At 65.6% G+C, this 24,533-nt stretch carries 23 protein-coding genes; 11 read left to right on the top strand and 12 right to left on the bottom strand.

Annotation, left to right across the window (positions count from 1 at the left end; translation table 11 throughout):
• Positions 1 to 89 precede the first annotated feature (89 nt).
• Complete coding sequence (locus LCM4577_RS28925) at positions 90 to 773, bottom strand: response regulator transcription factor (protein WP_041007450.1); 684 nt, start codon at positions 771 to 773, stop codon at positions 90 to 92.
• A 203-nt stretch (positions 774 to 976) separates the two neighbouring features.
• Between LCM4577_RS28925 and LCM4577_RS28920 the strand changes: the two genes are divergently transcribed.
• Entirely contained in the window at positions 977 to 1,675 is a 699-nt protein-coding gene (locus tag LCM4577_RS28920) for a fumarylacetoacetate hydrolase family protein (protein WP_071033942.1), read from the top strand.
• A complete protein-coding gene (gene maiA, locus LCM4577_RS28915; protein WP_071033944.1) occupies positions 1,672 to 2,322 on the top strand; it encodes a maleylacetoacetate isomerase in 651 nt (216 codons plus the stop codon). The genes LCM4577_RS28920 and maiA overlap by 4 nt, the downstream gene beginning before the upstream one ends.
• Before the next feature lie 6 nt (positions 2,323 to 2,328).
• Here the strand turns inward: maiA and LCM4577_RS28910 are convergent, their stop codons facing one another.
• Entirely contained in the window at positions 2,329 to 3,549 is a 1,221-nt protein-coding gene (locus LCM4577_RS28910; protein ID WP_071074387.1) for an MFS transporter, read from the bottom strand.
• Between the two features lie 95 nt (positions 3,550 to 3,644).
• On the opposite strand from LCM4577_RS28910, the gene LCM4577_RS28905 reads away from it, so the two are divergent.
• A complete protein-coding gene (locus LCM4577_RS28905; RefSeq protein WP_071074386.1) occupies positions 3,645 to 4,103 on the top strand; it encodes a helix-turn-helix domain-containing protein in 459 nt (152 codons plus the stop codon).
• A 93-nt stretch (positions 4,104 to 4,196) separates the two neighbouring features.
• A complete protein-coding gene (locus LCM4577_RS28900) occupies positions 4,197 to 5,240 on the top strand; it encodes a zinc-dependent alcohol dehydrogenase family protein (RefSeq protein ID WP_041007458.1) in 1,044 nt (347 codons plus the stop codon).
• A 5-nt stretch (positions 5,241 to 5,245) separates the two neighbouring features.
• On the opposite strand, the gene LCM4577_RS28895 is transcribed toward LCM4577_RS28900, so the two are convergent.
• Complete coding sequence (locus LCM4577_RS28895; protein WP_071034087.1) at positions 5,246 to 6,109, bottom strand: DMT family transporter; 864 nt, start codon at positions 6,107 to 6,109, stop codon at positions 5,246 to 5,248.
• A 102-nt stretch (positions 6,110 to 6,211) separates the two neighbouring features.
• On the opposite strand from LCM4577_RS28895, the gene LCM4577_RS28890 reads away from it, so the two are divergent.
• The gene (locus LCM4577_RS28890) at positions 6,212 to 7,630 is read left to right on the top strand and encodes a PLP-dependent aminotransferase family protein (protein WP_071074385.1); all 1,419 of its coding nucleotides are present in this window, start codon (positions 6,212 to 6,214) and stop codon (positions 7,628 to 7,630) included.
• Between the two features lie 276 nt (positions 7,631 to 7,906).
• Positions 7,907 to 9,118 carry a CmlA/FloR family chloramphenicol efflux MFS transporter gene (cml, locus tag LCM4577_RS28885; RefSeq protein ID WP_071074384.1) on the top strand — a complete coding sequence of 404 codons (1,212 nt, stop codon included), beginning with the start codon at positions 7,907 to 7,909 and terminating at the stop codon, positions 9,116 to 9,118.
• A gap of 149 nt (positions 9,119 to 9,267) precedes the next feature.
• Here the strand turns inward: cml and LCM4577_RS28880 are convergent, their stop codons facing one another.
• From LCM4577_RS28880 to LCM4577_RS28870, 3 genes are all read right to left on the bottom strand, one after another.
• Positions 9,268 to 9,765, bottom strand: coding sequence for a MaoC family dehydratase (locus LCM4577_RS28880; RefSeq protein WP_071074383.1), 498 nt, complete (start codon positions 9,763 to 9,765; stop codon positions 9,268 to 9,270).
• A 177-nt stretch (positions 9,766 to 9,942) separates the two neighbouring features.
• Positions 9,943 to 10,371 (bottom strand): phasin family protein, encoded by a 429-nt coding sequence (locus tag LCM4577_RS28875; protein WP_041007463.1) that lies wholly within the window; start codon positions 10,369 to 10,371, stop codon positions 9,943 to 9,945.
• A 66-nt stretch (positions 10,372 to 10,437) separates the two neighbouring features.
• Positions 10,438 to 11,733 (bottom strand): DUF445 domain-containing protein, encoded by a 1,296-nt coding sequence (locus tag LCM4577_RS28870; protein WP_071074382.1) that lies wholly within the window; start codon positions 11,731 to 11,733, stop codon positions 10,438 to 10,440.
• Positions 11,734 to 11,941: 208 nt separating this feature from the next.
• Between LCM4577_RS28870 and rirA the strand changes: the two genes are divergently transcribed.
• Positions 11,942 to 12,403: an iron-responsive transcriptional regulator RirA gene (gene rirA / locus LCM4577_RS28865; RefSeq protein ID WP_040982432.1), complete on the top strand. Its 462-nt coding sequence runs from the start codon at positions 11,942 to 11,944 to the stop codon at positions 12,401 to 12,403.
• Here the strand turns inward: rirA and LCM4577_RS28860 are convergent.
• Genes LCM4577_RS28860 through hemP form a run of 5 tightly spaced genes read right to left on the bottom strand, consistent with a single transcriptional unit; the run spans position 12,400 to position 16,528 of the window.
• Positions 12,400 to 13,188 carry a heme ABC transporter ATP-binding protein gene (locus LCM4577_RS28860; RefSeq protein ID WP_071074381.1) on the bottom strand — a complete coding sequence of 263 codons (789 nt, stop codon included), beginning with the start codon at positions 13,186 to 13,188 and terminating at the stop codon, positions 12,400 to 12,402. The genes rirA and LCM4577_RS28860 overlap by 4 nt on opposite strands.
• 7 nt (positions 13,189 to 13,195) lie before the next feature.
• Entirely contained in the window at positions 13,196 to 14,299 is a 1,104-nt protein-coding gene (locus tag LCM4577_RS28855; protein WP_071074380.1) for an iron ABC transporter permease, read from the bottom strand.
• Positions 14,300 to 14,305: 6 nt separating this feature from the next.
• On the bottom strand, positions 14,306 to 15,199 hold the full coding sequence (locus LCM4577_RS28850; RefSeq protein ID WP_071033958.1) for a hemin ABC transporter substrate-binding protein: 894 nt from the start codon (positions 15,197 to 15,199) through the stop codon (positions 14,306 to 14,308).
• Positions 15,200 to 15,210: 11 nt separating this feature from the next.
• On the bottom strand, positions 15,211 to 16,272 hold the full coding sequence (locus tag LCM4577_RS28845) for a hemin-degrading factor (RefSeq protein WP_071074379.1): 1,062 nt from the start codon (positions 16,270 to 16,272) through the stop codon (positions 15,211 to 15,213).
• A gap of 49 nt (positions 16,273 to 16,321) precedes the next feature.
• Positions 16,322 to 16,528: a hemin uptake protein HemP gene (gene hemP / locus LCM4577_RS28840; protein ID WP_040981784.1), complete on the bottom strand. Its 207-nt coding sequence runs from the start codon at positions 16,526 to 16,528 to the stop codon at positions 16,322 to 16,324.
• A 199-nt stretch (positions 16,529 to 16,727) separates the two neighbouring features.
• Here hemP and LCM4577_RS28835 point away from each other — a divergent pair, with 199 nt between their 5' ends.
• The 4 genes from LCM4577_RS28835 (at position 16,728) to LCM4577_RS28820 (ending at position 20,853) form a co-directional block, all read left to right on the top strand.
• Positions 16,728 to 18,944 (top strand): TonB-dependent hemoglobin/transferrin/lactoferrin family receptor, encoded by a 2,217-nt coding sequence (locus LCM4577_RS28835; protein WP_198541101.1) that lies wholly within the window; start codon positions 16,728 to 16,730, stop codon positions 18,942 to 18,944.
• A 7-nt stretch (positions 18,945 to 18,951) separates the two neighbouring features.
• Complete coding sequence (locus tag LCM4577_RS28830) at positions 18,952 to 19,383, top strand: hypothetical protein (RefSeq protein WP_071033963.1); 432 nt, start codon at positions 18,952 to 18,954, stop codon at positions 19,381 to 19,383.
• Between the two features lie 128 nt (positions 19,384 to 19,511).
• Positions 19,512 to 20,474 carry an energy transducer TonB gene (locus tag LCM4577_RS28825; protein WP_071034089.1) on the top strand — a complete coding sequence of 321 codons (963 nt, stop codon included), beginning with the start codon at positions 19,512 to 19,514 and terminating at the stop codon, positions 20,472 to 20,474.
• 64 nt (positions 20,475 to 20,538) lie between these two features.
• Positions 20,539 to 20,853, top strand: a complete 315-nt coding sequence (locus tag LCM4577_RS28820; RefSeq protein ID WP_041007478.1) for an antibiotic biosynthesis monooxygenase — start codon at positions 20,539 to 20,541, stop codon at positions 20,851 to 20,853.
• A 21-nt stretch (positions 20,854 to 20,874) separates the two neighbouring features.
• Here LCM4577_RS28820 and putA read toward each other — a convergent pair whose 3' ends face one another.
• Positions 20,875 to 24,483, bottom strand: a complete 3,609-nt coding sequence (gene putA, locus LCM4577_RS28815; protein ID WP_071074377.1) for a bifunctional proline dehydrogenase/L-glutamate gamma-semialdehyde dehydrogenase PutA — start codon at positions 24,481 to 24,483, stop codon at positions 20,875 to 20,877.
• Positions 24,484 to 24,533: the final 50 nt, after the last annotated feature.

Here is a 24,533-nt window from a genome sequence, read left to right as displayed (position 1 = left end):
AATCGTGTCACTCCACACGAATGCTCAAACTATTTTGCAAACTCAGGCTATGACCGGAGCTAATCTCATCCCGCTCTAGGGCTACCCCCTCAAAACCCAGCCTGATCCCTGAACAGCTCCGCATTGTCGAGCTTCGACACCTCGATCACCGCTTGCGTGCGGCTGTAGACGTTGAGCTTTCGGAGAATCTCCGAGACATGCGCTTTCACGGTGGTCTCGCCCACCTGCAGCTCATAGGCGATCTGCTTGTTGAGCATGCCCTGGCGCAGCATCTGCAGGACCCTTAGCTGCTGTGGCGTGAGCCTCGCCAGGCGCTGCACCATGTCGGCGCGGTCGGTGCTGTCGGGGTCGGGCGGCTGGCCCTCGTAATTTTCGGGCACATAGACGGCGCCATCCATCACCGAGCGGATGGCGGCGGCGAGGTCGCTCTTCCTCGCCGATTTCGGGATGAAGCCGGCCGCGCCGTAGGACAGCGCCTCGGAGATGATCTTCGGCTCCTCATAGCCCGACACGATCACCACCGGCAGTCGCGGATAGCGGGTCCTCAGCTGCAGCAGCCCTTCGAAGCCATGCACGTCGGGCATGCTGAGATCGAGCAGCGCGAGGTCGAACGGCTTGGCGTCGGCGAGAAGCTCGATCGCTTCCGCGATCGAGCGCGCCTCGACCGTGTCGACATCCGGATAGGCCATCTGCACGGCGCTGTGCAGCGCCTCGCGAAACAGCGGGTGGTCGTCGATGATCAGGAAGCGGGCGCGATCGCTGACGGGGGTCATTGCACGGGTTCAGGCATCGGTTCGGTTTCGGCAGCACAGGATAGTCCCGTGACCATGGCCAGATTATTGGCAAATAGTATACGCCCAATGATCCAGGCATTGTCACTGAAACGACAGGCCGATGTATGGGGACGTCAGAGTCTTGCCCGCCCGGCAAAATCGGCGGAAGGTGGGCGCGATTCACGCCAACACAGAGAAAAACCATGCCAGAATTCGTCCTTCCGCCGCCGCCGGTCGCCTCGGTTGCCGTCGCAGGCTCGGCGGAGCGGTTTGCCGTGCGCCGCATCTTCTGCGTCGGCCGCAATTACGCGGCGCATGCGCGCGAGCTCGGCAACGACGAGCGCGACCCGCCCTTTTTCTTCACCAAGCCCGCCGATGCGGTGGTCGACAGCGGCGCCGAGATCCCCTACCCGCCGCTGACTTCGAACCTGCATCACGAGATCGAGCTGGTCGTCGCCATCGGCAAGGGAGGCCTTCACGTGCCCCGCGCGGATGCGCTCGCCTATGTCTGGGGCTATGGCGTCGGCGTCGACCTGACCCGTCGCGACCTGCAGGATCAGGCGAAGAAGGCGGCGCGTCCCTGGGACTGGTCGAAGGCCTTCGACCAGTCCGCGCCTTGCGGCCCGCTGGTTCCGGCCGCGAAATCAGGACATCCGGACAAAGGCCGCATCTGGCTCGCCGTCAACGGCGCGGTGAAGCAGGACGGYGACCTTGCCGAGCTGATCTGGCCGATCGCCGACATCGTCTCGATCTGCAGCGACGCGGTCGAGCTCCAGCCTGGCGACCTTATCTTCACCGGCACGCCGGCCGGCGTCGGCGCGGTCCAGGCCGGCGACAGGATCACCGGCGGCGTCGACGGCATCGGCGAGATCGCGGTGACCATCGGGCAGCCGAGGCGATGAGCGACCTCGTCCTCCACAATTACTATCGCTCCTCCACGTCCTACCGGGTGCGGATCGCGCTGGTGATGAAGGGGCTGGACTACACCTATGTGCCGCATCACCTGCGCCATGGCGAGCATCTGGAGCCAGCCTATCTCGCCGTCAACCCGCAAGGTCTGGTGCCCGCGCTGGTGCTGGACGATGGTACGCTGTTGACCCAGTCGCTGGCGATCATCGAATATCTCGACGAGATCGAGCCCGAGCCGCCGCTGCTGCCGAAGGATGCGCTGGGCCGGGCGCGTGTCCGCATGCTGGCGCAGATGATCGCCTGCGACATCCACCCGGTGAACAATCTGCGCGTGCTGACCTCGCTGCGCACCTTGTTCGGCGCCGGCGACCAGGACGTCGTCAACTGGTTCCGGCACTGGGTGAACGAAGGTTTCCAGCCGCTTGAAAAGATTCTCGCCTCCTCGCCCGAGACCGGCACCTTTTGCCATGGCGATGCACCCGGCCTCGCCGATATCTGCCTCGCCGCGCAGGTCACCAACAATGCCCGCTTCGGCGTCGACATGACGCCCTATCCGGTGATCGCGCGCATCAACGCCGCCTGCATGGCGCTGCCGGCGTTCCAGAAGGCTGCGCCGCAGAGCCAAATCGATGCCGAGTAGCCGGGCTTAACGCCCTACCCTCAGCGTCGCGGCCCAGAATGCCAGCGCCGCCAGGCCGATGCCCGCGCCAAGCAGGCAGACGCCCGTCCAATTCCAGGCCCCGTAGGTCATGGTCGAGGCGATCGAGCCCAGCGCGCTGCCCAGCGAATAGAAGATCATGTAGCCGCCGACCAGCCGGCTGCGGGCGTCCGGCCGGCGGGCGAAGATCAGGCTTTGATTGGTGACGTGCACGGCCTGGATGGCAAGGTCGAGCATGACGATGCCCAGCACCAGCAGCCACAACGACGTGCCCATGAACGCGATCGGCAGCCAGGCGGCGGCCATCAGCAAGAGACCGAAGCCGGTGACCAATTGGCCTTGCCCGCGATCGACAAGCGTGCCGGTCCAGCGCGCCCCCAGCGCGCCGGCGACGCCCGCCAGGCCGAACAGGCCGATCTCGGTATGCGACAGCGAGAACGGGGGTGCCGCGAGCGGCAGCACCAATGGCGCCCAGAGCACGTTGAAACTGGCGAAGATCAGCATGGCCAGCACCGCACGCACGCGCAGCAAGGGCTCCCCGATGAACAGAAGCAGCACCGAGCCGAGCAGCCGGACATAGGATGTGCGCGGCCGCGCCGCCTCCTGGCGAGGCAGCACGCGGAACAGGATTACCGCCATCGCGAGCGTCAGCACCGCCGAGGCGAGATAGACCGAGCGCCAGCCGGCAAAATCGGCGACCAGCCCCGAAGCGAAGCGCGCGAGCAGGATGCCGAGGATCACACCGCTGGTGACGGTGCCGACCGCCCGCCCCCGCTCCGCCGGCGCCGCCAGGTCGGCGGCATAGGCGACGAGGACCTGCACGACGACGGCGAGCAGACCGACCGCCGCAAGGCTCGCCAGCAGCACCGCGGCGCTCGGCGACAGGCCGACAAGGACTAGCCCCAGAGCCGAAAGCACGGCCTGGGTGGCGACCAGCCTGCGGCGGTCGAAGAGATCGCCGAGCGGCACGATGAAGAACAGGCCGAGCGCGTAGCCAATCTGCGTCACGGTCACCACGATACCGACCGAAGCGGGGGCGATCGCGAAGTCACGTGCGATGGCGTCGAGCAGCGGGTGCGCGAAATAGACGTTGGCGACGCTCAAGCCGCAGACGACCGCGAAGATCAGCGCGGTGAGGCGCGGCAATCCCTGCCCCTTCGCGGCTTCTTCGGTCTGCCGCAGGTCCGCGCTTTGCAGTTGCAGGTTCATCGTGCCGGCTCCATTCGGTTTCAAGTTGAAACCATTGCGGAATAGACAAGAAGGTTTTATCTTGCAACCACAAATCGGAAACCTGGACGAATTGCATGGTGAAACGGACGAGCCATCAAAGCGCGGATTGCCTCATCGCCCGGCCGCTCGACGCGATCGGCGACTGGTGGTCGCTGCTCATCGTGCGCGACGCCTTCGACGGCATGCGGCGCTTCGGCGAATTCCAGAAGAGCTTGGGCGTGGCCAAGAACATCCTGTCGGCGCGCCTGCGCAATCTGATTGCGCATGRCATCCTCGAGACCGTTCCGGCCGAAGACGGCAGCGCGCATCGTGAATATGTACTGACCGAAAAAGGCCGTGGCCTGTTCTATGTCCTGGTCGCCCTGCGCCAGTGGGGCGAGACCTATTTCTCCGGGCCGGGCGAGCCCTACACCTTCATGGTCGACACCCGGACCGGCAGGCCGATCCGCCGCCTGGAGGTGCATGCGGAGGACGGTCGCCTGCTGGCGCCGGGCGAAACGCGGCTCGCCGATTTCCGCCAGCAGCCGGAATAACCGATCGGTCCGCCGGTCCTGCTGGCAGAATCGATTTCCGGTCGACTGCCCGTGGAATCGGCTATCGTCGTCTCAAAACGCGGGAGTTTGCCGATGAAAGCCGTCGTCTTCGAGAAATTCGGCGAGGCGCCGACGATCCAGACCGTGCCCGATCCGAAGCCGGCGGCCGACGGCGTGGTCATCAAGGTCGAGGCTACAGGTCTTTGCCGCAGCGACTGGCATGGCTGGATGGGCCATGACGACGGCATCACGCTGCCGCACGTTCCCGGGCACGAGCTGGCCGGTGTCGTCGTCGCCGCCGGCAAGCAGGTCAGCCGCTGGAAGGCCGGCGATCGCGTCACGGTGCCCTTCGCCGTCGGCTGCGGCCGCTGCTTCGAATGCACCTCCGGCAACCACCAGGTCTGCGAGCACCAGACGCAGCCCGGCTTCACCGGCTGGGGCTCCTTCGCTGAATATGTCGGCATCGAGCATGCCGACACCAATCTCGTGCGCCTGCCCGAAGAGATGGAATACGCCACCGCCGCCAGCCTCGGCTGCCGCTTCGTCACCTCCTTCCGCGCCATCGTCGACCAGGGCCGGGTGACGCCCGGCGAATGGGTGGCCGTGCATGGCTGCGGCGGCGTCGGCCTGTCGGCGATCATGATCGCCAGCGCCATGGGCGCCAACGTCATTGCCATCGACCTCACCGACGAGAAGCTGGAATTTGCAAGGAAGATCGGCGCGGTGGCGACGATCAACGCCTCGACGACGCCGAACGTGGTCAAGGCGGTCAAGCAGATCACCAATGGCGGCGCGCATATGTCGATGGACGCGCTCGGACATCCGACCACATCCTTCAACTCGATCTCGAACCTGCGCCGCCGCGGCCGTCACGTTCAGGTCGGGCTGATGCTGGGCGAACATGCCCGTCCCCAGGTGCCGATGGACAAGGTGATCGCCTTCGAGCTCGAAATCCTCGGCAGCCACGGCATGCAGGCCTACCGCTACTCCGCGATGATGGAGATGATCCGCACCGGCAAGCTGAAGCCCGAATTGCTGGTGGGCAAGAGGATCAGCCTCGAGGAGGCCCCGGCCGCCCTGATGGCAATGGGCGGTTTCGAGGGGATCGGCATCGGGGTCGTGACGAAGTTTCAATAGGCCCCTCACCGCGCGAACTTCTTCGCCCCGAACACGCAGGCCACGACGCCGAGCGTGACGACCACCATCATCGGACTGACCTTTTCGTGCAGCAGGCTCGCCGCCAGCGCCAGGCCGAAGAAGGGCTGCAGCAATTGCAGTTGTCCGACGGCGGCGATGCCGCCTTGCGCGAGGCCGCGATACCAGAACACGAAGCCGATCAGCATGCTGAACAGCGAGACATAGCCAAGGCCGATCCAGGCGCTCGAGCCGATGGCCGCGAAGGACGGCGGCAGCGTCGCAAAGCTCAGCGCCAGCATGACCGGCAGCGACAGCGCCAGCGCCCAGCAGATCACCTGCCAGCCGCCGAGCTTGCGCGACAGCTTGGCGCCTTCGGCGTAGCCGAGCCCGCAGACGATGATGGCGCCGAGCATCAGGCCGTCGCCGACCGGCGACGCGGTCACGCCTTGCGCCAGGGCAAAGCCGGCGACCAAGGCGCTGCCCAGGCACGAGAACAGCCAGAAGGCCGGGCGCGGACGGTCGCCGCCGCGCAACACGCCGAAAATCGCGGTCGCCAGCGGCAGCAGGCCGACAAAGATGATCGAATGCGCCGAGGTGACGTGCTTCAGCGCCAGCGCCGTCAGCAACGGGAAGCCGACTACGACGCCCAGCGCGACGACGGCCAGCGAGGCCAGGTCGCCGCGCTCCGGACGTCTCTCGCCGAACATGAGCAGCATCGCGATCCCCAGTAGGCCGGCGATCGCCGCCCGTGCCGCCGTCAGGAAGGTCGGATCGAAATCCATCACCGCCACCCGCGTTGCCGGCAGTGATCCGCTGAAGATCAGCACCCCGATGAAGCCGCTGAGCCAGCCGTCGAAACTCTTTTCCATGATCTGCTCCGTTTGCGCTTCCGTACCGGCGCGGGCCATGGTGTTGCCAGATACAATGGAGTACAATTCCACAAAACTGTAATGGTCCACAGGGAAGTACAGATGGACACATCGGGCCCAAATGCCGGTGGCGCCACGCTCGTCGAAACCGTCATGGCGGCAATCCGCCAGCGCATCGCGGCGCGCACGCTGACGCCCGGAGCCCGCCTGCCGTCGATACGGGCCATGGCCAAATCCATGCAGGTGTCGAAGTCGACCGTGGTCGAGGCCTATGAGCGCCTCGCGGCGGAAGGCACGATCCGTTCGCGGCCCGGCTCGGGTTTCTACGCCGCCGGCCAGCTTGCGCCACTATCACTGGCCGAGATCGGTCCTCGGCTCGACCGCGCAGTCGACCCGCTTTGGGTGTCGAGGCAGTCGCTCGAAGCAGGCGAGGACATGCTGAAACCCGGCTGCGGCTGGCTGCCGGCGTCCTGGATGCCGCAGGCCGCCCTGCGCCGGGCGCTGCGCACCGCCGCCCGTGCCGACGACGTGACGCTTGCCGATTACGGCACGCCGCTTGGCCTGCCGCCGCTGCGCCAATTGCTGGCGCGGCGCATGGCCGAGCATGGCGTCGAGGCCTCGCCCGACCAGATCATGCTGACCGATTGCGGCACCCAGGCCATCGACCTTTTGTGCCGCTTCCTGATCGAGCCCGGCGATGCGGTCCTGGTCGACGATCCCTGCTATTTCAACTTCCATGCGCTGCTGCGCGCCCACCAGGCCAAGGTGGTCGGTGTGCCTTACACGCCTTCGGGTCCGGATATCGAGATCTTCGCCGAGGCGCTCGCCGAGCACCGGCCGCGCCTCTACATCACCAATTCCGGCATCCACAACCCGACCGGCGCGATCCTGTCGCCGGTCACCGCGCACCGGCTCCTGAAGCTCGCCGACCAGGCGGACCTCACCATCGTCGAGGACGATATCTTCGCCGACTTCGAACACAGCCCTGCCCCGAGGCTCGCGGCCTTCGACGGGCTGCAGCGCGTTATCCAGATCGGCTCCTTCTCCAAGACGCTGTCGGCCTCGGTGCGCTGCGGCTTCATCGCGGCGCCAGCCGACTGGATGGAAGGCCTGACCGACCTCAAGATCGCCACGACATTCGGCGGCACCCGGCTGTCCGCCGAACTGGTGCTGACCCTGTTGAAGGACGGCAGCTACCGCAAGCATGTCGAGCAGTTGCGCACCCGCCTGTCGCGCGCCATGGCCGAGACCGCCGGCCGGCTGAAGGCGATGGGCATCGCGCCCTGGATCGACCAGCCCGCCGGCATGTTCCTCTGGTGTCGCCTGCCCGACGGCATCGACGCGGCGGAAGTCGCGCGCCATGCGCTGTCGGACAATGTCGTGCTGGCGCCCGGCAACGCCTTCAGCCTTTCGCACACCGCCGGTCGCTTCATGCGCTTCAACGTCGCGCAATGCGCCGACGAGCGTATTTTCACCGTCTTGGAAAGAGCGGTCGCAGCGTCCCGCCGCAAGGCGGCGTAGTGCGACCACCGGTTGCCCTATCGGGCTTTGGCTGGTAGGGAACCGCCAACAGCCATGCCGGCAGGCATGCGCATCGTCACCGGGACCGACAGCCATGGGATCCAGCAAGTCAGCAGACAAGTAGGCCGCAACAGCGCTTCGTTGTTGCGGCAGTCTGTCCCGTTTTTCTCGTGAGCAATTCCAGGAAAAGTGTGAAGCGGTTTTCCGTCCGGAATTGCGTCAGAAAAGACTGAGCCAGGTCGCCGTCAAATCTGACCATTTGAGCGGATTTTCCTCATGTCTTCTCCGAACCAGCCGACATGGACCTTGTCCATGCCAGCAGCCTTGCTGCTTCTGTCTCCCTTCGATGTCCTGGCCTCCCTCGCCATGGATATCTATTTGCCCGTCGTGCCGATCATGCCAGGCGCGCTCGGCACTTCGCCGGCCGTGGTGCAGCTAACGCTCAGCCTCTACATGATCTGTCTTGGCGTCGGCCAACTTGCCTTCGGGCCGATCTCCGACAGGATCGGCCGGCGCCCGGTGCTGATCGGCGGGGCGCTCTCGTTCATGGCTGCCTCCTTCCTTCTCGCCGTCACCTCGCTTGCACCGGCCTTCCTTGCCCTTCGCATCGCGCAGGCCCTGGGCGCCTCGGCCATGCTCGTCGCGGTCTTCGCCACCGTCCGCGACGTCTATGCGAAAAGACCGGAAGGCGCCGTCATCTACGGCACGCTCGGCTCGCTGCTGTCCTTCGTGCCGGCGCTGGGACCGATTGCCGGCGCCTTGATCGCCAATAGCTTCGGCTGGCGGGCTATCTTCGTCACGCTCGGCATCCTGGCGGCAGTGGCGACGCTCAATGCCGGGCTGAATTGGCGCGAAACCCGCCCGCTGGTCGATGGCGCTGCCCGGATTGGTCTCGGGCCGATCCTGCGCAGCTTCGCCTTCTGGACCTACACGTTGGCCTTCGCCACCGCCATGGGCTCATTCTTCGTGTTCTTTTCGACAGCGCCCCGGGTGCTCATCGGCAAGGCCGGCTTCTCGCAGCTCGGCTTCAGCCTGGCCTTCGCCAGCGCTGCATTGGCGATGATTATCACCGCGCGCTTCGCGAAGAGTTTCGTCGCGCGCTGGGGCATCGAAGGCAGCGTCAGGCGCGGCATGGCGATGTTGCTCCTGGGTGCTGCCCTGCTGGCCGCCGGCCAGTCATTGGCCGAGCCGTCCTTCGCGAGCTTCGTCATGCCGATGTGGGTCATCGCCATCGGCATCGTGCTGACCGCTTCAGTCACCGCCAATGGCGCGCTGGAACAGTTCGGCGAGACCGCCGGCACGGCCGTCGCGCTCTATTTCTGCGCCCAGAGCGTGATCGTTTCGACGGCGGGAACGCTGTTCGTCATCATCCTGGATGGCGACACGGCATGGCCGCTGGTTGGCTTCGCCGCAAGCTTCGCAGTCGTCACGTTGCTCGCTGTGTGGCGGTTGAACAGCAACGTCTCCGAAAAACCATTGAATAGCTAACCAGCGCCAAGAGACCGTTTCGAAACTCGCTCCTGTGAGTCAGCTGATGGTGGCTTCGAGAACCGGAGCGGAGCGTACTTTCAGTACGTGAGCACCGGAAGCGCAGAAGACGCCTTCAGATGGCCGCAGGAGTAGAGTTTCCAAACGGTCTAGGAGCTGGCCCGCTTGCGGCGCTCGTACATCATCACCAGCGTCTCGGCGGTCAGCGCCGGCTTCTGCTCGCCCTCGATCTCGACGGTGTTGGCCGCCTTCATCAGATACTGGCCGGGGCCGAGATCCTCCATGGAAAGCAGCGTTGTGCGCAGTCGGATGCGCGCACCGGCCTTGACCGGCGCCAGGAAGCGCACCTTGTCGAAGCCGTAGTTGAAGGCGGCCTGGGTGTTCTCCGRCACGATGCCCATCTCCAGCGCCAGCGCGCCGATGATCGACAAGGTCAGATAGCCATGCGCGATCGTGGTGCGGAAGGGGCTCTGCCRCTTCGCCCGCTCGGGATCGACATGGATCCATTGATGGTCGCCCGTGCATTCGGCGAACTGGTCGATGCGCTGCTGGTCGACCGTCGTCCAGTCGGACACGCCGAGCTCCTGCCCGGACATCGTGCGCAGCTGTTCGAAGGTCGGCGGCGTTCTCGGCCGTGTTTCCGTCATTCCGGCTTTCCCATCACTCTTGCTGTCTCCCGACCATGAGCGGCGACCGCTGTCAATTCGCCGCCCCGCGATTTTCGCCGGTAGAGTTGATGCTTTTAGGGCAGGCCGAGAACGCTCGAGCGCCTGCGCCGGTTGCATCGCATGTYGGTCTATGATGGGCCCGAAACGCCGGACAGCCTATTTCTTTTCGTAGCCGGCACGGATTTCCGCCATCGCATCCCTGATCCGGTCGCGCAGGATCTCGACCGATTCGGTGCTGGATTTGCGCACAAGGTCAGCCACTTCGCTGGCATTCTTCAGCGTCGTCTCGAACGACCTGCGGGCAAATTCGGCCTGCTTGCCCATCAATTCCTGCGGGTTGCCGGGCGCCTGGTAGTTCTGCGCCATCCGCGTGACCTCGTTGATGGCATTCTGCACCATCTCATGCTGCCTCGCCAGCACCGAGGAGGCGCCGGCAGCACTTGCCCTCGCCGACTTTTCCAACGCTTCGAGGTTCTTGCGATGATGATCCAGGATCGCCTGGACATCGACATTCGGCAGCTTGAGGTCGCGGCCGAACCTGCTGAACATGTCGAGGAACGAGTCGGATTCCGGTTGTTTTGCCATGCCCTGCCTCCCGTTTTGCCGCCTTTGCGGCGTGCCAGAAGGAGAATAGTGCCAGTTGGGCCGGCGTCAATTGACGAGAAGCAGCCGCTCGGCCGTGTAGAGCGCCAGGCCGGCAAGGCCGCCGATGATCATGCCGTTGAAGCGGATATATTGCAGGTCCTTGCCGATATTCGTCTCGATCAGCCGCGTCAGCTGCGCCAGGTCCCAGCGCTTGACCTGGTCGGCGATGAATGTCGACACCCCGCTCTTCTGGCTTTCCACGAACGATGACAGCGCGACGACAAAGCCCTGGTTCATGTCGGCCCTGATCTGCGCGTCGTCGGCCAGATGCCTGCCGATCTCGACGAACATGTTGGCGAGATGCTCGCGGATCGTCGACTTCTCCGCATTGGCGTCCTGCTCGATGAACAGGCGCAGGCTTGTCCATGCGTCGCCGGCCAGTGCCCTCACCTCCGGGCGGCCGAGAAAATCGCGCTTCAACGCCTCGGCGCGCCTTGCATATTGCTTGGAGGTCCTGAGCCGCTCGATGAAGCCGAGCGCGAAACGGTCGAATTCGGCGCGCATCGGGTGATCGGGATCGGCCCTCACTTCATCGAGCAGCGAGCCCGCCGAGGCGACGATCTTCTTCAAGAGATAGGCATCGGCGCGAAACAGGTTGAACAGCGACGGCAATTCCTCGCGGATCTTTTCACGCATCGTCGCCAGCGCCTGCTCATCGTTGAGGAAGCGCCCGACGACCCGGATGAATTCATCGAAGAGCTTCTGGTGGCGGCGATCGTCGGTCAGCGCCGACAAAAGATCCGCCGCGAGCGGCGCCAGCGGCACCTTATCGATCTGCTCCAGCATGCGGCTGGTGACGAAGTCGCGCAGGCCGGATTGCTCCACCGCCGTCAGCGTCTGCGGCACCAGCCGCGCGACGAACCGCGACAGGCCGGCGGCGCGCTCGGCATCGGCAAGCCAGTCGGCGACCAGGGCGGCGAAGTCCACCTCTGCAAGCTTTTCGCGCACCGGTTCCGGCGCCAGGAAATTGGCCTCGATGAAGCGGCCGAGATTGTCGGCGATGCGGTGCTGGTTCTCCGGGATGATGGCGGTGTGCGGGATCGGGAGTCCCAGCGGCCGCCTGAACAGCGCCACCACGGCATACCAGTCGGCGATGCCGCCGATGGTCGCCGCTTCGGCGAAGGCCGCGACGAAGCCGAGCCACGGATGGGTGGCCTCGAAGGATTTCGCCAGCGCGAAGACGAGGATGCAGAGCGCGAGCGCCGCGGCGGCGATGAGCTTGGTGCGCCGCAATGCCGCGAGCTTCGCCTTGGCATCGGCGTCGAATCGAACCGGCGCTAGAGCCGGGGCTGATTGAGACATGAAAAGGCCGTTTCCTGTTGACACCTGCCTCTATCTAGTGCCTGCGCCCGCGAAACGCTCGCCCGAAGCGAAGGGGCCATCGGGGCCGCTGCCCGCACCGGCATGCACAAAAAGTTGACACGATTATTCATCTATGTACCGGTCCAGTCTGGAATTGTTCCAAACTATGGGCCATATTTGGCTCAAGCTAATATTTCGCGAGGATACCATGCGGCTCACGCGCCAGACCAACTATGCGATGCGCATCCTGATGTATTGCGCCGCTAACACCGACAGGCTGAGCCGCATCCCCGAGATCGCCGCCGCCTATTCGGTGTCCGAGCTGTTCCTGTTCAAGATCCTGCAGCCGCTGGTCGAGGCCGGCCTGGTCGAGACCGTGCGTGGCCGCAACGGCGGCGTGCGCCTCGGCCGTCCGGCCGAGCAGATCAGCCTGTTCGATGTCGTGCGCGTCACCGAAGAGAGCTTCGCCATGGCCGAATGCTTCGAGAACGACGCCGCCGAATGCCCGCTGGTCGACAGCTGCGCCCTGAATTCGGCGCTGCGCGAGGCGCTCAACGCGTTCTTCGCCGTGCTTTCCCGCTACACGATCGCCGACCTGATCGCGGCGCGCCCGAATGTGCGTCACCTGCTGGGCATCGACCTGCTGGAGCAGCGCGCCCCGGCGGCCTAAGCCGCCGACTGCGGCAGCACGAACGGCGTATTTCCTGACGGCAGAGCGCCGACCTTCAGCTTGCAGTCGAACACCTTCTCGATCAGTTCGTCATTGAGCACGTCCGTTGGCGTCCCGGCGGCGGCCAACTGGCCACCAGAGAGCACGAAAATCCGGTCGGCATACATGGCCGTCAGATTGAGGTCGTGCAGGATGGCCACCACGCCGCCGCCGCGCTGGGCGAAATCGCGCGCGATGTTCATGATGATGAGCTGGTGCTTGACGTCGAGGCTGGAGACCGGCTCGTCGAGGAAGAGATAGCGCGGACGCCCCTCAAGCACCGGCGCCCACACCTGGCAGAGCACGCGGGCAAGCTGCACGCGCTGCTGTTCGCCGCCGGAAAGCTCCTGGTAGAAGCGGCCGGCAAAGCCATCGAGATCCACCCGTGCCAACRCCCGCTCCGGCAGGCGCGCATCCTCGCCGGGCAACACGCCGGAGCGCCCGCCGATCAGGCCGAGGCGAACGATCTCGCGCACGGTGAAGGGAAAGGACAGCGTTGTGACCTGCGGCAGCACCGCGCGCAGCGTCGCTGCCTCCACCGGCTTCATCGCCGACAGGTCGCGGCCGTTGAGCGTGACGGTGCCGGTATAGGCAAGCTCGCCGGTCAGCGCCTTGAGCAGCGTCGTCTTGCCGGACCCGTTCGGTCCGACGATGGCCTCGACTTCACCAGGCCGTGCCGTGAAGCCGACATGGGACACGATGCGCTTGCCGCCGATCGCCACCGAGATGTCGCGCGCTTCGATCATGGCAGGCTCACAAATCGATGACGCCGCGCTTGCGCAGCAGGATCCACAGGAAGAACGGCGCGCCGGCGACCGCCGTGACGATGCCGATCGGCAGCTCGGCCGGCGCGACGATGGTGCGGGCGACCGCGTCGGCGATGAGAAGCAGCGATGCGCCGAGCAAAGCGGAAGCCGGCAGCAAATAGCGGTTGTCCGGTCCGATCGCGAGCCGCAGCACATGCGGCACGACGATGCCGATGAAACCGATGCCGCCGCTGACCGCGACCGAAGCGCCGACCGCCGCCGACACGCCGACGATCGCCGTGTATTTCAGCCGCTGCACCGGAATGCCGAGATGACCCGCGGTCGCTTCTCCCAGCGCCAGCGCGTTGAGGCCGCGCGACAGGAACGGCATCGCGGCCAGCGCCAGGATGATCACCGGCCCGACGGTGCCGATCTTCGGCCATGTCGCGCCGGCGAGCGAGCCGAGTTGCCAGAAGGTCAGGTCGCGCAACTGCCGGTCATCGGCCATGAAGATCAGGACGCCGGTCAGCGCCATGGCAAGGGCGCTGATGGCGATGCCGGCAAGCAGCATCGTGGCGACCGACGTCCGCCCCTGGCGCGTGGCGATGGCGTAGAGCAGCAACGTCACCGCGAGCCCGCCGAAGAAGGCAGCGAGCGGTAAGGTGAGCGTGCCGAGCGCAAGCGTGACGGGCGCGAGCCAGGTTGTTCCGAGGACGATGACCGCCACCGCGCCGAGGCTGGAGCCGGCGGAAACGCCGATCAGGCCGGGATCGGCAAGCGGATTGCGGAACAGCCCCTGCATCACCGCGCCGCAGACCGCCAGCGCCGCGCCGATCAGCACGCCGAGCAGCACGCGCGGCATGCGGATGTCATAGACGATCAGCCGGTCGCGCGCCGCAAGCGCGCCATCCGATGGCACGGCGCCGGTAGTAACCCAGTCGCGGATGACGCGGACGGCCGATGCGTCCGAGGCGCCCGACGTCAGCGACAGGAACACGGAAAGGACCAGCGTCAGGCACAAAAGCGCGATGACGAACCTTGCCCGCGCCGAGCGGTCGCCATCGGCTGCCATCGCGCGGCTCGGCGCGCCTGCTATCGACTGTTCGGCCATCGCCGCTCAGTCCGCGACCTGGTTGCCATAGAGCTCGACCGCAAGATCGTGGATCGCCTCCGCCGTGCGCGGACCGAAGCCGAGCAGATAGCCGCCCCACATGCTGATCATCTTGCGGTTCGTGCCAGCCGGCGTCGAAGCGACGGCGGGGTTGGCAAACAGCTCGTCCTCCGAGATCGGCGGTCCGCCGCCCTTCATCGTCAGGATCACATCCGGCTTGGCGCTGACGATCGCCTCGTCCGTCATCCCCTTGTAGCCGGAAAAGCCCTCGACGGCGTTGACCGCGCCGGCGAGTCTGATGATGCCGTCGGCCGCGGTGTCGCCGCCGGCGGCAAGGATCTTGCCGCCTTGCGTCGACAGCACGAACAGCACGCGCTTGCGCTCCTTGATCGAAGCCGTCTGCTTTTCCGCCGCTGCCAGCTTCGCGTCCGTCTCGGCGGCCAGCTTCTCCGCCTTTGCCTCGACCCCCAGCGCCTTGCCGACGATGCGGATCTTCTCGAGGATGCCCTCGTGATTGTAATGGTCCGGCACCTCGATGAAAGGCACGCTCGACTTCTTCAGCACGTCGACCGCTTCCTTCGGGCCGCTGCCATGCAGCGCAAGGATTCCGCTCGGATTGACCGACAGCACACCTTCGGGCGAGAGCGCGCGCATGTAACCGACATCCGGCAGCTTCTGCGCTTCTTCCGGATAGGAGCTGGTCGAATCGCGGGCGACGAGATGCCCCTCCTCGCCAAGCGCATAGACGATCTCGGTGATCGAGCCTCCGATCGAGACAATTCGCGAAGCATCAGAAAAGACGGCCTTCCCTTCGTCGGCTCCGACAGGCAGCGCGATAATGGCAAGCAGAACGCCAAGCATCGGCGCGAGCGCCGTGCGAAAACGGAAAACGATACGCATTGGGTCTTGCCTTATGCAGCGGTCGGGCTGGGAACGCGGGGCAGGTTCTCGGCGAGAAAACGCCAGTCCTCCCGCTCGCCTTCGCCTTCATGGCGCTTGCCGAAGAATTGGATGATCATGCCGCCATCGGCGTCATAGGCCTCCAGCGAGGTGACATGGCCGTCCTTGGTCGGCTTTCGCACCGCCCAGACCTCGTGGATGTGATCGGTCCTCAGATGCAGATGGAAGGTCTCGTCGAGCACGTTGATCCACGGCCCCATCGGCTTGACGGATCTGATCGGGCCGGAATGGATCTGGATGCAGCCGCGGTTGCCCACGAAGCACATGATGGGCATCTCGCCTGCCGCCGCGTGGTGGAACAGGGCGCTCACCGCGTCATTGTCGAGCAGCCACGCATAGTCCTGGCCGACCATGCGCACCGCCTCGCGGCGGCTGAGCTTCAGCGTCTTCAGCATGCCGAAGAACTGATGCACGTCGGTCAGCCGGCTCCAGCGGTCGCGCAGATCGTCGATCGAGGCGACCGAAGCATGCCCCTCGCCCTTTCCTTCCGCGGCGCTTGGGAGGATCGCGACGGTCGGTTCCTGGTTCGACGATTCCAGGCTCGCCACCAGTTTCTGGTAGGCATAGAGGTTGGAGGCGGGCTTCAGATGCACCTTGTGCACAGCCTCGCCGGCTGCGTCGAAGAACTGCAGGCTGCGGCGGATCTCGCCGCCGTCGCGTTTCTCGACGGCAAAGCCATGCGCCCAGACTTTCGGGAAGATGCGCAGGTCGATGTTTTCACCAAGYACCATGGCGTTGTGGTTGCCGGTGACGACCTTGTCGTAGACGCCGATCTTCTCGTGCACGGCGCTTTCGTTGCGCGTCAGCGCCATCACCTCGCCGACCGCCTCCAGGCCGGTCAAAAGGTCGTTGACGCGCGGCTCGACACGGACGGCGCCGAAGCCGCATTGCGCCGCGACGAGCTCCGCTTCCGAAATGCCCAGTTGCGCCGAGAGATCACGCTCCCGCATCTTGGGATTGTCCTGCCTTGTCCGCCGGATTTCCTCCGGCGACGGCTTAACGCGCTGGTCCATATCGTTCACCTGTATTGCCTGATGTTCGTCTATCGCCCGCCGATTGCGGTCACTTGTTGAGGATCAGCTTGCCCTGGCGGGTGATCTTCAGGCGGTAGAGCGCGCCATGATGCTCGATGCCGATCTCGTGCTCGCCCTGGAACAGCGTGTTGCTGGAGAGCGTCCTCACCGCCAGCGGCACCCGTTCGTAGCGCATCTGCGTGTCTTCCGGGCGGCGGACGCGATAGCGGAAATCGTTGGGATTGTGCGTGTTCATCGGGTCGGTCCTTTCCTCTGCCGGGCATCTTGGCCGCGGCCTCATAAAATGCCGATTAAATTCTTGACTCGAATAATCATGTTTACTAGTCAGTGCATTACCGGACTAAATGAGTCAACATTTAAGACGCCGGACGTGATCAAAAATGCGAGCGAGCCACCGGCCAGCCAGCTACGAGCCTGAAATCTGGAGTTGGGGCATGGGGTTGGTGACTTGGGGACGGACGGGCCTGGCGGGCAATAGCGCGGGTCCGGGCTTCCGATCGATTGCAAAGGCAATCGCCGCATTGATGGCCGGAGCGGCGGCGGTCGCGCTCAGCGCGCCCGCCGCGCAGGCCCAACAAGCCGCGCAGCGGGCCAACCAGCAGCAGGCCGATCAGAAAAAGAAGGCCGATGAGAAGGCCGCGGCCGAAGGAACCCTGCTCGACAAGATCCTCGTCATCAGCCGCACCGGCGAAACGGCGATCCAGTCGCTGGCCTCGGCCAGCCATGTCGACCAGGAACAGCTCGACCGCCGCATGGCGACGACGCCGAACGAGATGCTGCTCGGCGTGCCCGGCGTCACCGTCCAGGCCGACGCGCGGCGCGTCTCTTCCAGCATCAACATCCGCGGCCTGCAGGATTTCGGCCGCGTCGCGGTGATCGTCGATGGCGCCAGGCAGGACTTCCAGCGCTCGGACCACGGCACGCAGTCGACCTTCTATGTCGATCCCGAGCTCATCAAGTCGGTCGACGTCATCCGCGGCCCGACCGCCAACACCTATGGCTCCGGCGCCATCGGCGGCGTCGTCTTCTTCGACACCAAGGACGCAGCGGATTTCCTCAAGCCGGAAGAGACATGGGCCGGCTCGCTGACCGGACGCTATGAGAGCAACGGCAAGGGCTGGACCACCAGCGCCACCGGCGCCTACAAGACCAACGACAACTGGGACATCCTTGGCAACATCGTCTACCGCGACTACGGCGACTACAAGAAGGGCGGCGGCGACACCGTTGCGGGCACCGGTTTCGACGTGCTGAGCGGCCTGCTCAAGACCACCATACGCCCGACCGAAAACAGCGAATTGAAGCTTGGCTGGGTCGGCTCGAAGGAYGGCTGGACCGAGACCAGCGGCGGCGTGCCGGCGAACGACGTCGATCTGAGGTCGAACACCTTCACGGCTCGCTACAACATCACCGACGACGCCAAAAGCTGGCTCGACCTCCACGTCAACGCTTCCTACAACAGAACCAATCTCGACCTGACGACGCTTACCCAGCAGAACCGCTTCGATCCGACCACCGGCCTGCCCGTGGTGCTGCCGGCGGGCTCGCTGTCCAGCTTCGATGTCGGCACCACCGGCATCGACATCTGGAACACGTCGCGCTTCGAGACGGCGAGCGTCGCGCATGAACTGACCTATGGCGGCGACTGGGTCGGCGACGATGTCGATACCGGCGGCAGCGCCGGCGGCGACAGCTTCTACACGCCGTCGGGCAAGCGCAACGTCTCCGGCGCCTACATCCAGGACAAGCTGACCTGGGAGTGGCTCGAGGTCATTGGCGGCCTGCGCTATGACAATTACAGCCTGAAGGACGACACGAACGAGACCTCCGGCGACCGCGTCTCACCGCGCATCACCATCGGCGTCTCGCCCTTCGAAAGCGCCGGTCTGGCCGGACTGCAATTCTACGGCACCTATGCGGAAGGCTATCGCTCGCCCTCGCTGACCGAGACGCTGATCAGCGGCAACCATCCGGCGGGCGTCAGCTTCCCGTTCCTGCCCAATCCCAATCTCAAGCCCGAGACCGGCAAGACGGTCGAGTTCGGCGTCAACTACAAGCAGAACGACATCATCGAGGGCGGCGACGCGCTGCGGCTCAAGGCTGCCTACTTCAATAACAATGTCGACGACTACATCGACGGCGTGACGCTCTCGCCCTTCGACCCGACCAGCGGCTGCCCGTTCGGCCCGGGCCTTCCGATCTGCTTCCAGTACCAGAACTTCGCCAAGGCCAAGATCAACGGCTTCGAGCTGGAAAGCGTCTACGACGCCGGCTGGGGCTATGCCGGTCTGTCGGCCTCGATCATCAACGGCCACACCATCTCCTATGAAGGCGAGCGCGCGGACCTCGCCACCATCCCCTCCTCGCAGGTGACGGCCCAGCTTGGCCTGCGCTTCCTCGAGGACAAGCTGACCGTCGGCGGCGAGGTGCAGTACAACGGCAAGCCCAAGGGCAATCCGGTGGCCAAGGATTTCACACTGGTCAACGCCTTCGCCAGCTACCAGGCGACGGACAATCTCAAGCTCGACTTCCGCGCCGACAATCTGTTCGACGTCAAATACACCAACCCGCTCAACGGAAGCACGACCGCCGTCCTTTACGAACCCGGCGTCACGCTGAAGCTCGCGGCAACCATGCGCTTTGGAGGCTGAGATAGACATGAAACGCTTGACGGCATCCTTTCGTCTGCTGACCTCGACGTTGGCGATGTCGCTTGCAGCGCCGGCGTGGGCTCAGTCCGCGCCGGCCCTCAGTCTTGAGCTCAACGCCGCGCAACCGTCTGAAAAAGGCTGCCGGCTGACCTTCGTCGTCAACAACGCGCTCGGGGCCGACCTGTCGAAGGCTGCTTTCGAAATCGCACTGTTCAACCAAGCCGGCGTTGTCGACCGCCTCACCGTGCTCGATTTCAAGGCCCTCCCGGCCGGCAAGACCAAGGTCACGCGCTTCGACCTTACCGGCGCCGACTGCGGCAAGCTCAGCCGCGTGCTGATCAACAGCGCGACCGAATGCGCAGGCACCGGCGTCGAGCCGGCGGCCTGCATGCGCGCGCTGAAGACGTCGACCAAGACCGCGATCGCTTTCGGCGTATAGAGGTGATGTTGCATCCGGCCTTGCCGCAAGACGCCACGGCGTGGACCGCCTCCGGTCCGCCGCCATGGATGGCAACCGATCTTGATTTGACAAGTCCCTATCGCGCGCGGCAGGTCTCGGCGCGAGACATGCAGGACATCGATCACACACCCGACGCGGACAGCGGATTGTCGGCTACACCGACCGAGTCACTGATACAGCCGCGGCCAGCGGCCGGTCGGCGTAAATGGCCGTTGGCCATCGTCGCTTCCGGCCTGCTTCACGGCGCGGCGGCGGCCGCGTTCCTGCTCGCGCCTGCCGGCACATTCGACTCCCTGGACGCGATCCAGGCCGAGGGCGCCGACCAGTCCGGCGCCAACGTCATCGGCAGCGCCCTGGACGACCAGTCGTCCGGCGCCGTGGATGTCACCCTGGTGCCCGATCCTCAGCCGGTGAAACGCCAGGCCGCGCAGCCCGCTCCGCCAGCCGAGGCGCAGCAACCGGCAAGCGTGCCGCCGACACCTCAGCATCCGCAGCAAGCCGTCAAGGAAGCCGCTTCCATGCCGGATATCCTGGCGTCCGCCAGCCCGCGCCAGGATGACCAGAGTGTTCCCGCTGAAAGCAAACCCACGCCCGCGACCGAGCCGCAAAGCGCTGAAGCACCCCCAGTCGAGGCTGAACAGCCATCGGCTCCCAGCGCGACATCGAGCGCTCCAGCCACATCGGCTGGGCCAAGCCAAACCATTGAAACTGGCGGCACGGCGGATGGCGATACGCGCGACGCGCCGGCTGTCGCTAGCAAGGGCAAGAAACAGGCCGCCGGCAATGCCCTGGAATCCCGCTACAGCGGAGAAATCCAGAAGAAACTTGCACGCGCCAACCGTCGCGTCTCGAAATCGATCCAGGCCAAGGCTCGCAACAATGCCAGGGTGGTTTTCGTCGTCGCGGCCGATGGCAGCGTCAGCGACCTGCAGCTCGCCGAAAGTTCAGGGTCCGCCGAGCTCGATCAGTTCGCTTTGACGCTGGTGCGCAAGCAAGCCCCGTTCCCTCCCATTCCGCCCGAGACCGGAAAATCAAGTTGGGTGTTCAAGGCGCGGATCGGCCCTTTTTAACGCGTTCGTCCCCCAGTTGAAGCCTTTCTGGACGTCAGAATTCATCCATTTCGAAAGGAAACCAATGTACATCGCCATGAACCGCTTCAAGGTCCAGACCGGCTCCGAGGAAGCCTTCGAGGACGTCTGGAAGAACCGCGATTCCAGCCTCTCCGAAATGCGGGGTTTCAGGGAATTCCACCTGCTGCGCGGCCCCGTCAACGAGACCGAGGGCTATACGCTGTTTGCCTCGCACACGGTCTGGGCGAGCCAAGAGGATTTCGTCGCCTGGACAAAGTCCGAGAATTTCCGCGCCGCCCATCGCAATGCCGGCGGGTCGAAAGTGCACTATCTGGGCCACCCGCAGTTCGAAGGCTTTTCGGTCGTCGAAGGCGCCTGAAACGCGCCTCCGCCAGGCCTGCTATGCTGCAGCCAGCAGGCTGGCGTTGCCTCCCGCCGCCGTCGTGTCGACGCAAACCGCGCGCTCATGCGCGTAAGCCGCGGGGTTCAGCACCTCGCTGACCAGAGGCACGATCGGCCCGGCGCGCTCGGCGATCACCTTGCGCACGATTCGCGCCGCCTCCGGCGTGCCGGAGAAGGCGACGACATCGACGCGCAGCGAACGCGCCTCGACCGGATCGGGCCGGCCGTCGATCGCCGCCAGCGGCAGGCCCTTGCCGGTCAGCGCCGAAAGCGCGGCCGGGGCGCCCGGCGCCACCGCCAGCACCGCGTTGCCGGCGGCAAGCGCCTGGATCGTCTGGGCAAGCAGCGTCTCGGCGTCCGGGCCGAGGCAAAGCACCCGGCCGCGCGGGGCCAGCGACAGCGTGTTGGCCTCGCCGGTCGGTCCGGGAAGGTCGACCTGGCCGAAATCGAGACTCGCCGCGGCAGCGATTGCCGCCGCGCCCTTGCCGCGCAGATGCTTCCTCAGGATCGCGACGCGATCCGGCCGTGTCGACCAGCCGCCGAGCGTCGGATCCGGCAGATTGTCGGCAAGCTCGGTCGCCGTCACCTTGTGGCCCTCGCCTACTTCGGTGCCGGCCTCCGGCCCCTTGCGGAAGCGGCGCAGGTAATGCGGTCCGCCGGCCTTCGGGCCGGTGCCCGAAAGCCCCTCGCCGCCGAAGGGCTGCGAGCCGACGACCGCGCCGATCTGGTTGCGGTTGACATAGATGTTGCCGGCATGGATGCCGTCGACGAAATGCTGGACGCGGCCCTCGATGCGGGTGTGCAGGCCGAAGGTCAGGCCGTAGCCCTTGCGGTTGATGGCGGCGATCACCGCATCGATGTCGTCGGCGTCGAAGGTCGCGACATGCAGCACCGGGCCGAACACCTCGCGCTCCATCTCCTCGATGCCCTTGACACGGAAGACATGCGGCGCGACGAAGCGGCCGGTCGCCGGCGCTTCGAGCTTGGCGATCAGCCTGCCTTCCAACCCCTTCTTCTTGCAATAATCGCTGATCGAAGCCTGCGCCTCGTCGTCGATGACCGGGCCGACATCGGTCGAAATCAGCCAGGGGTTGCCGACATTGAGCGCTTCCATCGCGCCCTTCAGCATTTCCAGCATCTTCTTCTCGACATCCTTCTGCACGTAGAGCACGCGCAATGCCGAGCAGCGCTGGCCGGCGCTCTGGAAGGCCGACGCGAGGATGTCRCGCACCGCCTGTTCGGGCAGCGCGGTGGAATCGACGATCATCGCATTCAAGCCGCCCGTCTCGGCGATCAGCATCGCATCGGGCGCCGCGGTTTCGGCCAGCTGCTTTTCGATCAGCTTGGCGACCTCGGTCGAGCCGGTGAAGCAGACGCCGGCGATGCGCGGGTCGGCGGTGAGCGGCGCGCCGACCGACGGGCCGTCACCCGGCAGAAGCTGGATGACGTCTTCCGGAACGCCGGCCTCGCGCAGCATCTCGACGGCGCGAAAGGCAATCAGCGACGTCTGCTCGGCCGGCTTGGCGATCGCCGAATTGCCGGTGACCAAAGCCGCCGCGATCTGGCCGGTGAAGATCGCCAGCGGAAAGTTCCAGGGCGAGATGCAGACGATCGCGCCGCGCGCCTCGGTGCCGTTCTCGGCATTCGCTGCTTCGGCCGCGTAATAGCGCAGGAAGTCGACCGCCTCGCGCACCTCGGCGACGCCGTCGGCCAGCGACTTGCCCGCCTCGCGCGTGGCAAGAGCGAAGAACTCGGCCGCGTTAGCCTCGTAGAGGTCGGCGGCGCGGTTGAGGATCGCGGCGCGCTCGGCAACAGGACGCTTCGCCCAGGCGGGTTGCGCGTCGACGGCGATGCGCACCGCGGTCGCCACCTGCTTGGCCGCCGCTTCATGCACCGTGCCGACGATTTCGTCCGGCTTGGCCGGATTGACGATCTGCCGCTGCTTACCGTAGCCGGCGGCGCGCGTGATCGGCTTGGCGTGCCAGCGGTCCGCTCCGGCGAACTCCGCCCGAGCCCTGTCAATGGCCGCGAGCGTCACCGGATCGGTGATGTCGAAGCCCCTGGAATTGCGGCGTCCGGCGCCGAAGATCGCGGCGGGACGCGCAATCGCCGGGTTGGCGGCGGGACCCTGCGTCTCGACGGCCGCGAGAGGGTCGCGCGCGATCTCCTCGGGCTCGACTTCCTCGTCGGTCAGTTGATGGACGAAGGAGGAGTTGGCGCCGTTCTCCAGCAGACGGCGCACCAGATAGGCAAGCAGGTCAGAATGCGCGCCGACCGGCGCATAGATGCGGCAGCGCGTGCCTTCGGCCTGCCGCACCGTCTCGTGCAGCGCTTCGCCCATGCCGTGCAGGCGCTGGAACTCGAAACTGTCGCGGTCCTTCGCCATCGACAGGATCGCGGCCACGGTGTGCGCATTGTGGGTGGCGAACTGCGGATAGATGCGGTCGGTCATCGACAAAAGCTTCTTCGCGCAGGCCAGGTAGGAAACGTCGGTGTTGGCCTTGCGGGTGAAGACCGGATAGCCGGAGAGGCCGAGCGTCTGCGCGCGCTTGATCTCGGTATCCCAATAGGCGCCCTTCACCAGCCGCACCATGATCCGGCGGTCGTATTTCTTCGCCAGCGCATAGAGCCAGTCGATGGCGAAAGCCGCGCGCGGGCCGTAGGCTTGTACGACAACCCCAAAACCGTCCCAGCCGGCAAGTTCCGGCTCGGCCAGGACGCGTTCGATGACGTCGAGCGACAGGTCGAGACGGTCCGCCTCCTCGGCGTCGATGTTGAGGCCCATGCGCGAATGCCGGGCGGCAAGCGCCAGCGACAGGAGCCGCTCGGCCATCACCGGCAGCATCGTCTCGCGCTGCGCCACCTCGTAGCGCGGATGCAGCGCCGAGAGCTTGACCGAAATGCCGTGATTGTAGCGGATGTCGGGGCCGTTCGACCCGGAATCGAGTGAGGAGATCGCGTCCGCATAGGCGCGGTGGTAGCGTAGCGCGTCGGCTTCGGTGCGGGCTGCCTCGCCCAGCATGTCGAAGGAGTAGAGATAGCCCTTCTGTGTCATCGGCCGGCCGCGTTTGACCGCCTCGGCGATGGTGCGGCCGAGCACGAACTGCTCGCCCATCTCGCGCATCGCCGCGGCGACCGCCTTGCGGATCACCGGTTCGCCCAGCCTGCGCACCATGGCGCGCAGCGTGCCTTCGATGCCGCCCTCGCCTTCATCAAGCACGCGGCCGGTCAGCATCAGCGCCCAGGTCGAAGCGTTGACGAAGATCGAGCTGGAACCGCCCGAATGGGCCGACCAGTCATGCGGCGCGATCTTGTCGGCGATGAGATCATCCATCGTCTCGGTGTCTGGAACGCGCAGCAGCGCCTCGGCCAGGCACATCAGCGCCACGCCTTCCTTGGTCGACAGGCCGTAGGCCGAGAGGAAGACCTCCATCAGCCTGGGATCGGTCGAGCCGCGCACCGCGCGCACCAGGTCGGCTGCGCGCGCCGAGATCGCCTTGCGCTCCTCGGCTGACAAGCCCGCCGTCGCCGACAGGCGCTTCACCGCCTCGTCTTCATCGGGCAAATAATTGGCGCGGATCTGCTGGCGGATGGCGTCGAGCGGCATGTCGGGTCCATGAAAGCGAGCGTGAGCGAACGGTCTGGCGGTCGCCGGAC

Source organism: Mesorhizobium sp. LCM 4577 (assembly GCF_001854795.2).
In the GTDB taxonomy this organism is placed as follows: domain Bacteria; phylum Pseudomonadota; class Alphaproteobacteria; order Rhizobiales; family Rhizobiaceae; genus Mesorhizobium; species Mesorhizobium plurifarium.
The sequence above is the reverse complement of the archived record's forward strand: the minus strand, read 5'-3'. Positions and strand labels throughout refer to the sequence as shown.

Excerpts from the sequence above, each read along its gene's own strand:
- LCM4577_RS28900 (WP_041007458.1), top strand. The coding sequence starts at position 4,197 with ATGAAAGCCGTCGTCTTCGAGAAATTCGGCGAGGCGCCGACGATCCAG.
- LCM4577_RS28855 (WP_071074380.1), bottom strand. The coding sequence starts at position 14,299 with ATGGCCGAACAGTCGATAGCAGGCGCGCCGAGCCGCGCGATGGCAGCC.
- LCM4577_RS28825 (WP_071034089.1), top strand. The coding sequence starts at position 19,512 with ATGCAGGACATCGATCACACACCCGACGCGGACAGCGGATTGTCGGCT.
- LCM4577_RS28820 (WP_041007478.1), top strand. The coding sequence starts at position 20,539 with ATGTACATCGCCATGAACCGCTTCAAGGTCCAGACCGGCTCCGAGGAA.
- LCM4577_RS28925 (WP_041007450.1), bottom strand. The coding sequence starts at position 773 with ATGACCCCCGTCAGCGATCGCGCCCGCTTCCTGATCATCGACGACCAC.
- LCM4577_RS28895 (WP_071034087.1), bottom strand. The coding sequence starts at position 6,109 with ATGGAAAAGAGTTTCGACGGCTGGCTCAGCGGCTTCATCGGGGTGCTG.
- maiA (WP_071033944.1), top strand. The coding sequence starts at position 1,672 with ATGAGCGACCTCGTCCTCCACAATTACTATCGCTCCTCCACGTCCTAC.
- rirA (WP_040982432.1), top strand. The coding sequence starts at position 11,942 with ATGCGGCTCACGCGCCAGACCAACTATGCGATGCGCATCCTGATGTAT.
- LCM4577_RS28830 (WP_071033963.1), top strand. The coding sequence starts at position 18,952 with ATGAAACGCTTGACGGCATCCTTTCGTCTGCTGACCTCGACGTTGGCG.
- cml (WP_071074384.1), top strand. The coding sequence starts at position 7,907 with ATGTCTTCTCCGAACCAGCCGACATGGACCTTGTCCATGCCAGCAGCC.
- LCM4577_RS28910 (WP_071074387.1), bottom strand. The coding sequence starts at position 3,549 with ATGAACCTGCAACTGCAAAGCGCGGACCTGCGGCAGACCGAAGAAGCC.
- hemP (WP_040981784.1), bottom strand. The coding sequence starts at position 16,528 with ATGAACACGCACAATCCCAACGATTTCCGCTATCGCGTCCGCCGCCCG.
- LCM4577_RS28890 (WP_071074385.1), top strand. The coding sequence starts at position 6,212 with ATGGACACATCGGGCCCAAATGCCGGTGGCGCCACGCTCGTCGAAACC.
- LCM4577_RS28875 (WP_041007463.1), bottom strand. The coding sequence starts at position 10,371 with ATGGCAAAACAACCGGAATCCGACTCGTTCCTCGACATGTTCAGCAGG.
- LCM4577_RS28850 (WP_071033958.1), bottom strand. The coding sequence starts at position 15,199 with ATGCGTATCGTTTTCCGTTTTCGCACGGCGCTCGCGCCGATGCTTGGC.
- LCM4577_RS28870 (WP_071074382.1), bottom strand. The coding sequence starts at position 11,733 with ATGTCTCAATCAGCCCCGGCTCTAGCGCCGGTTCGATTCGACGCCGAT.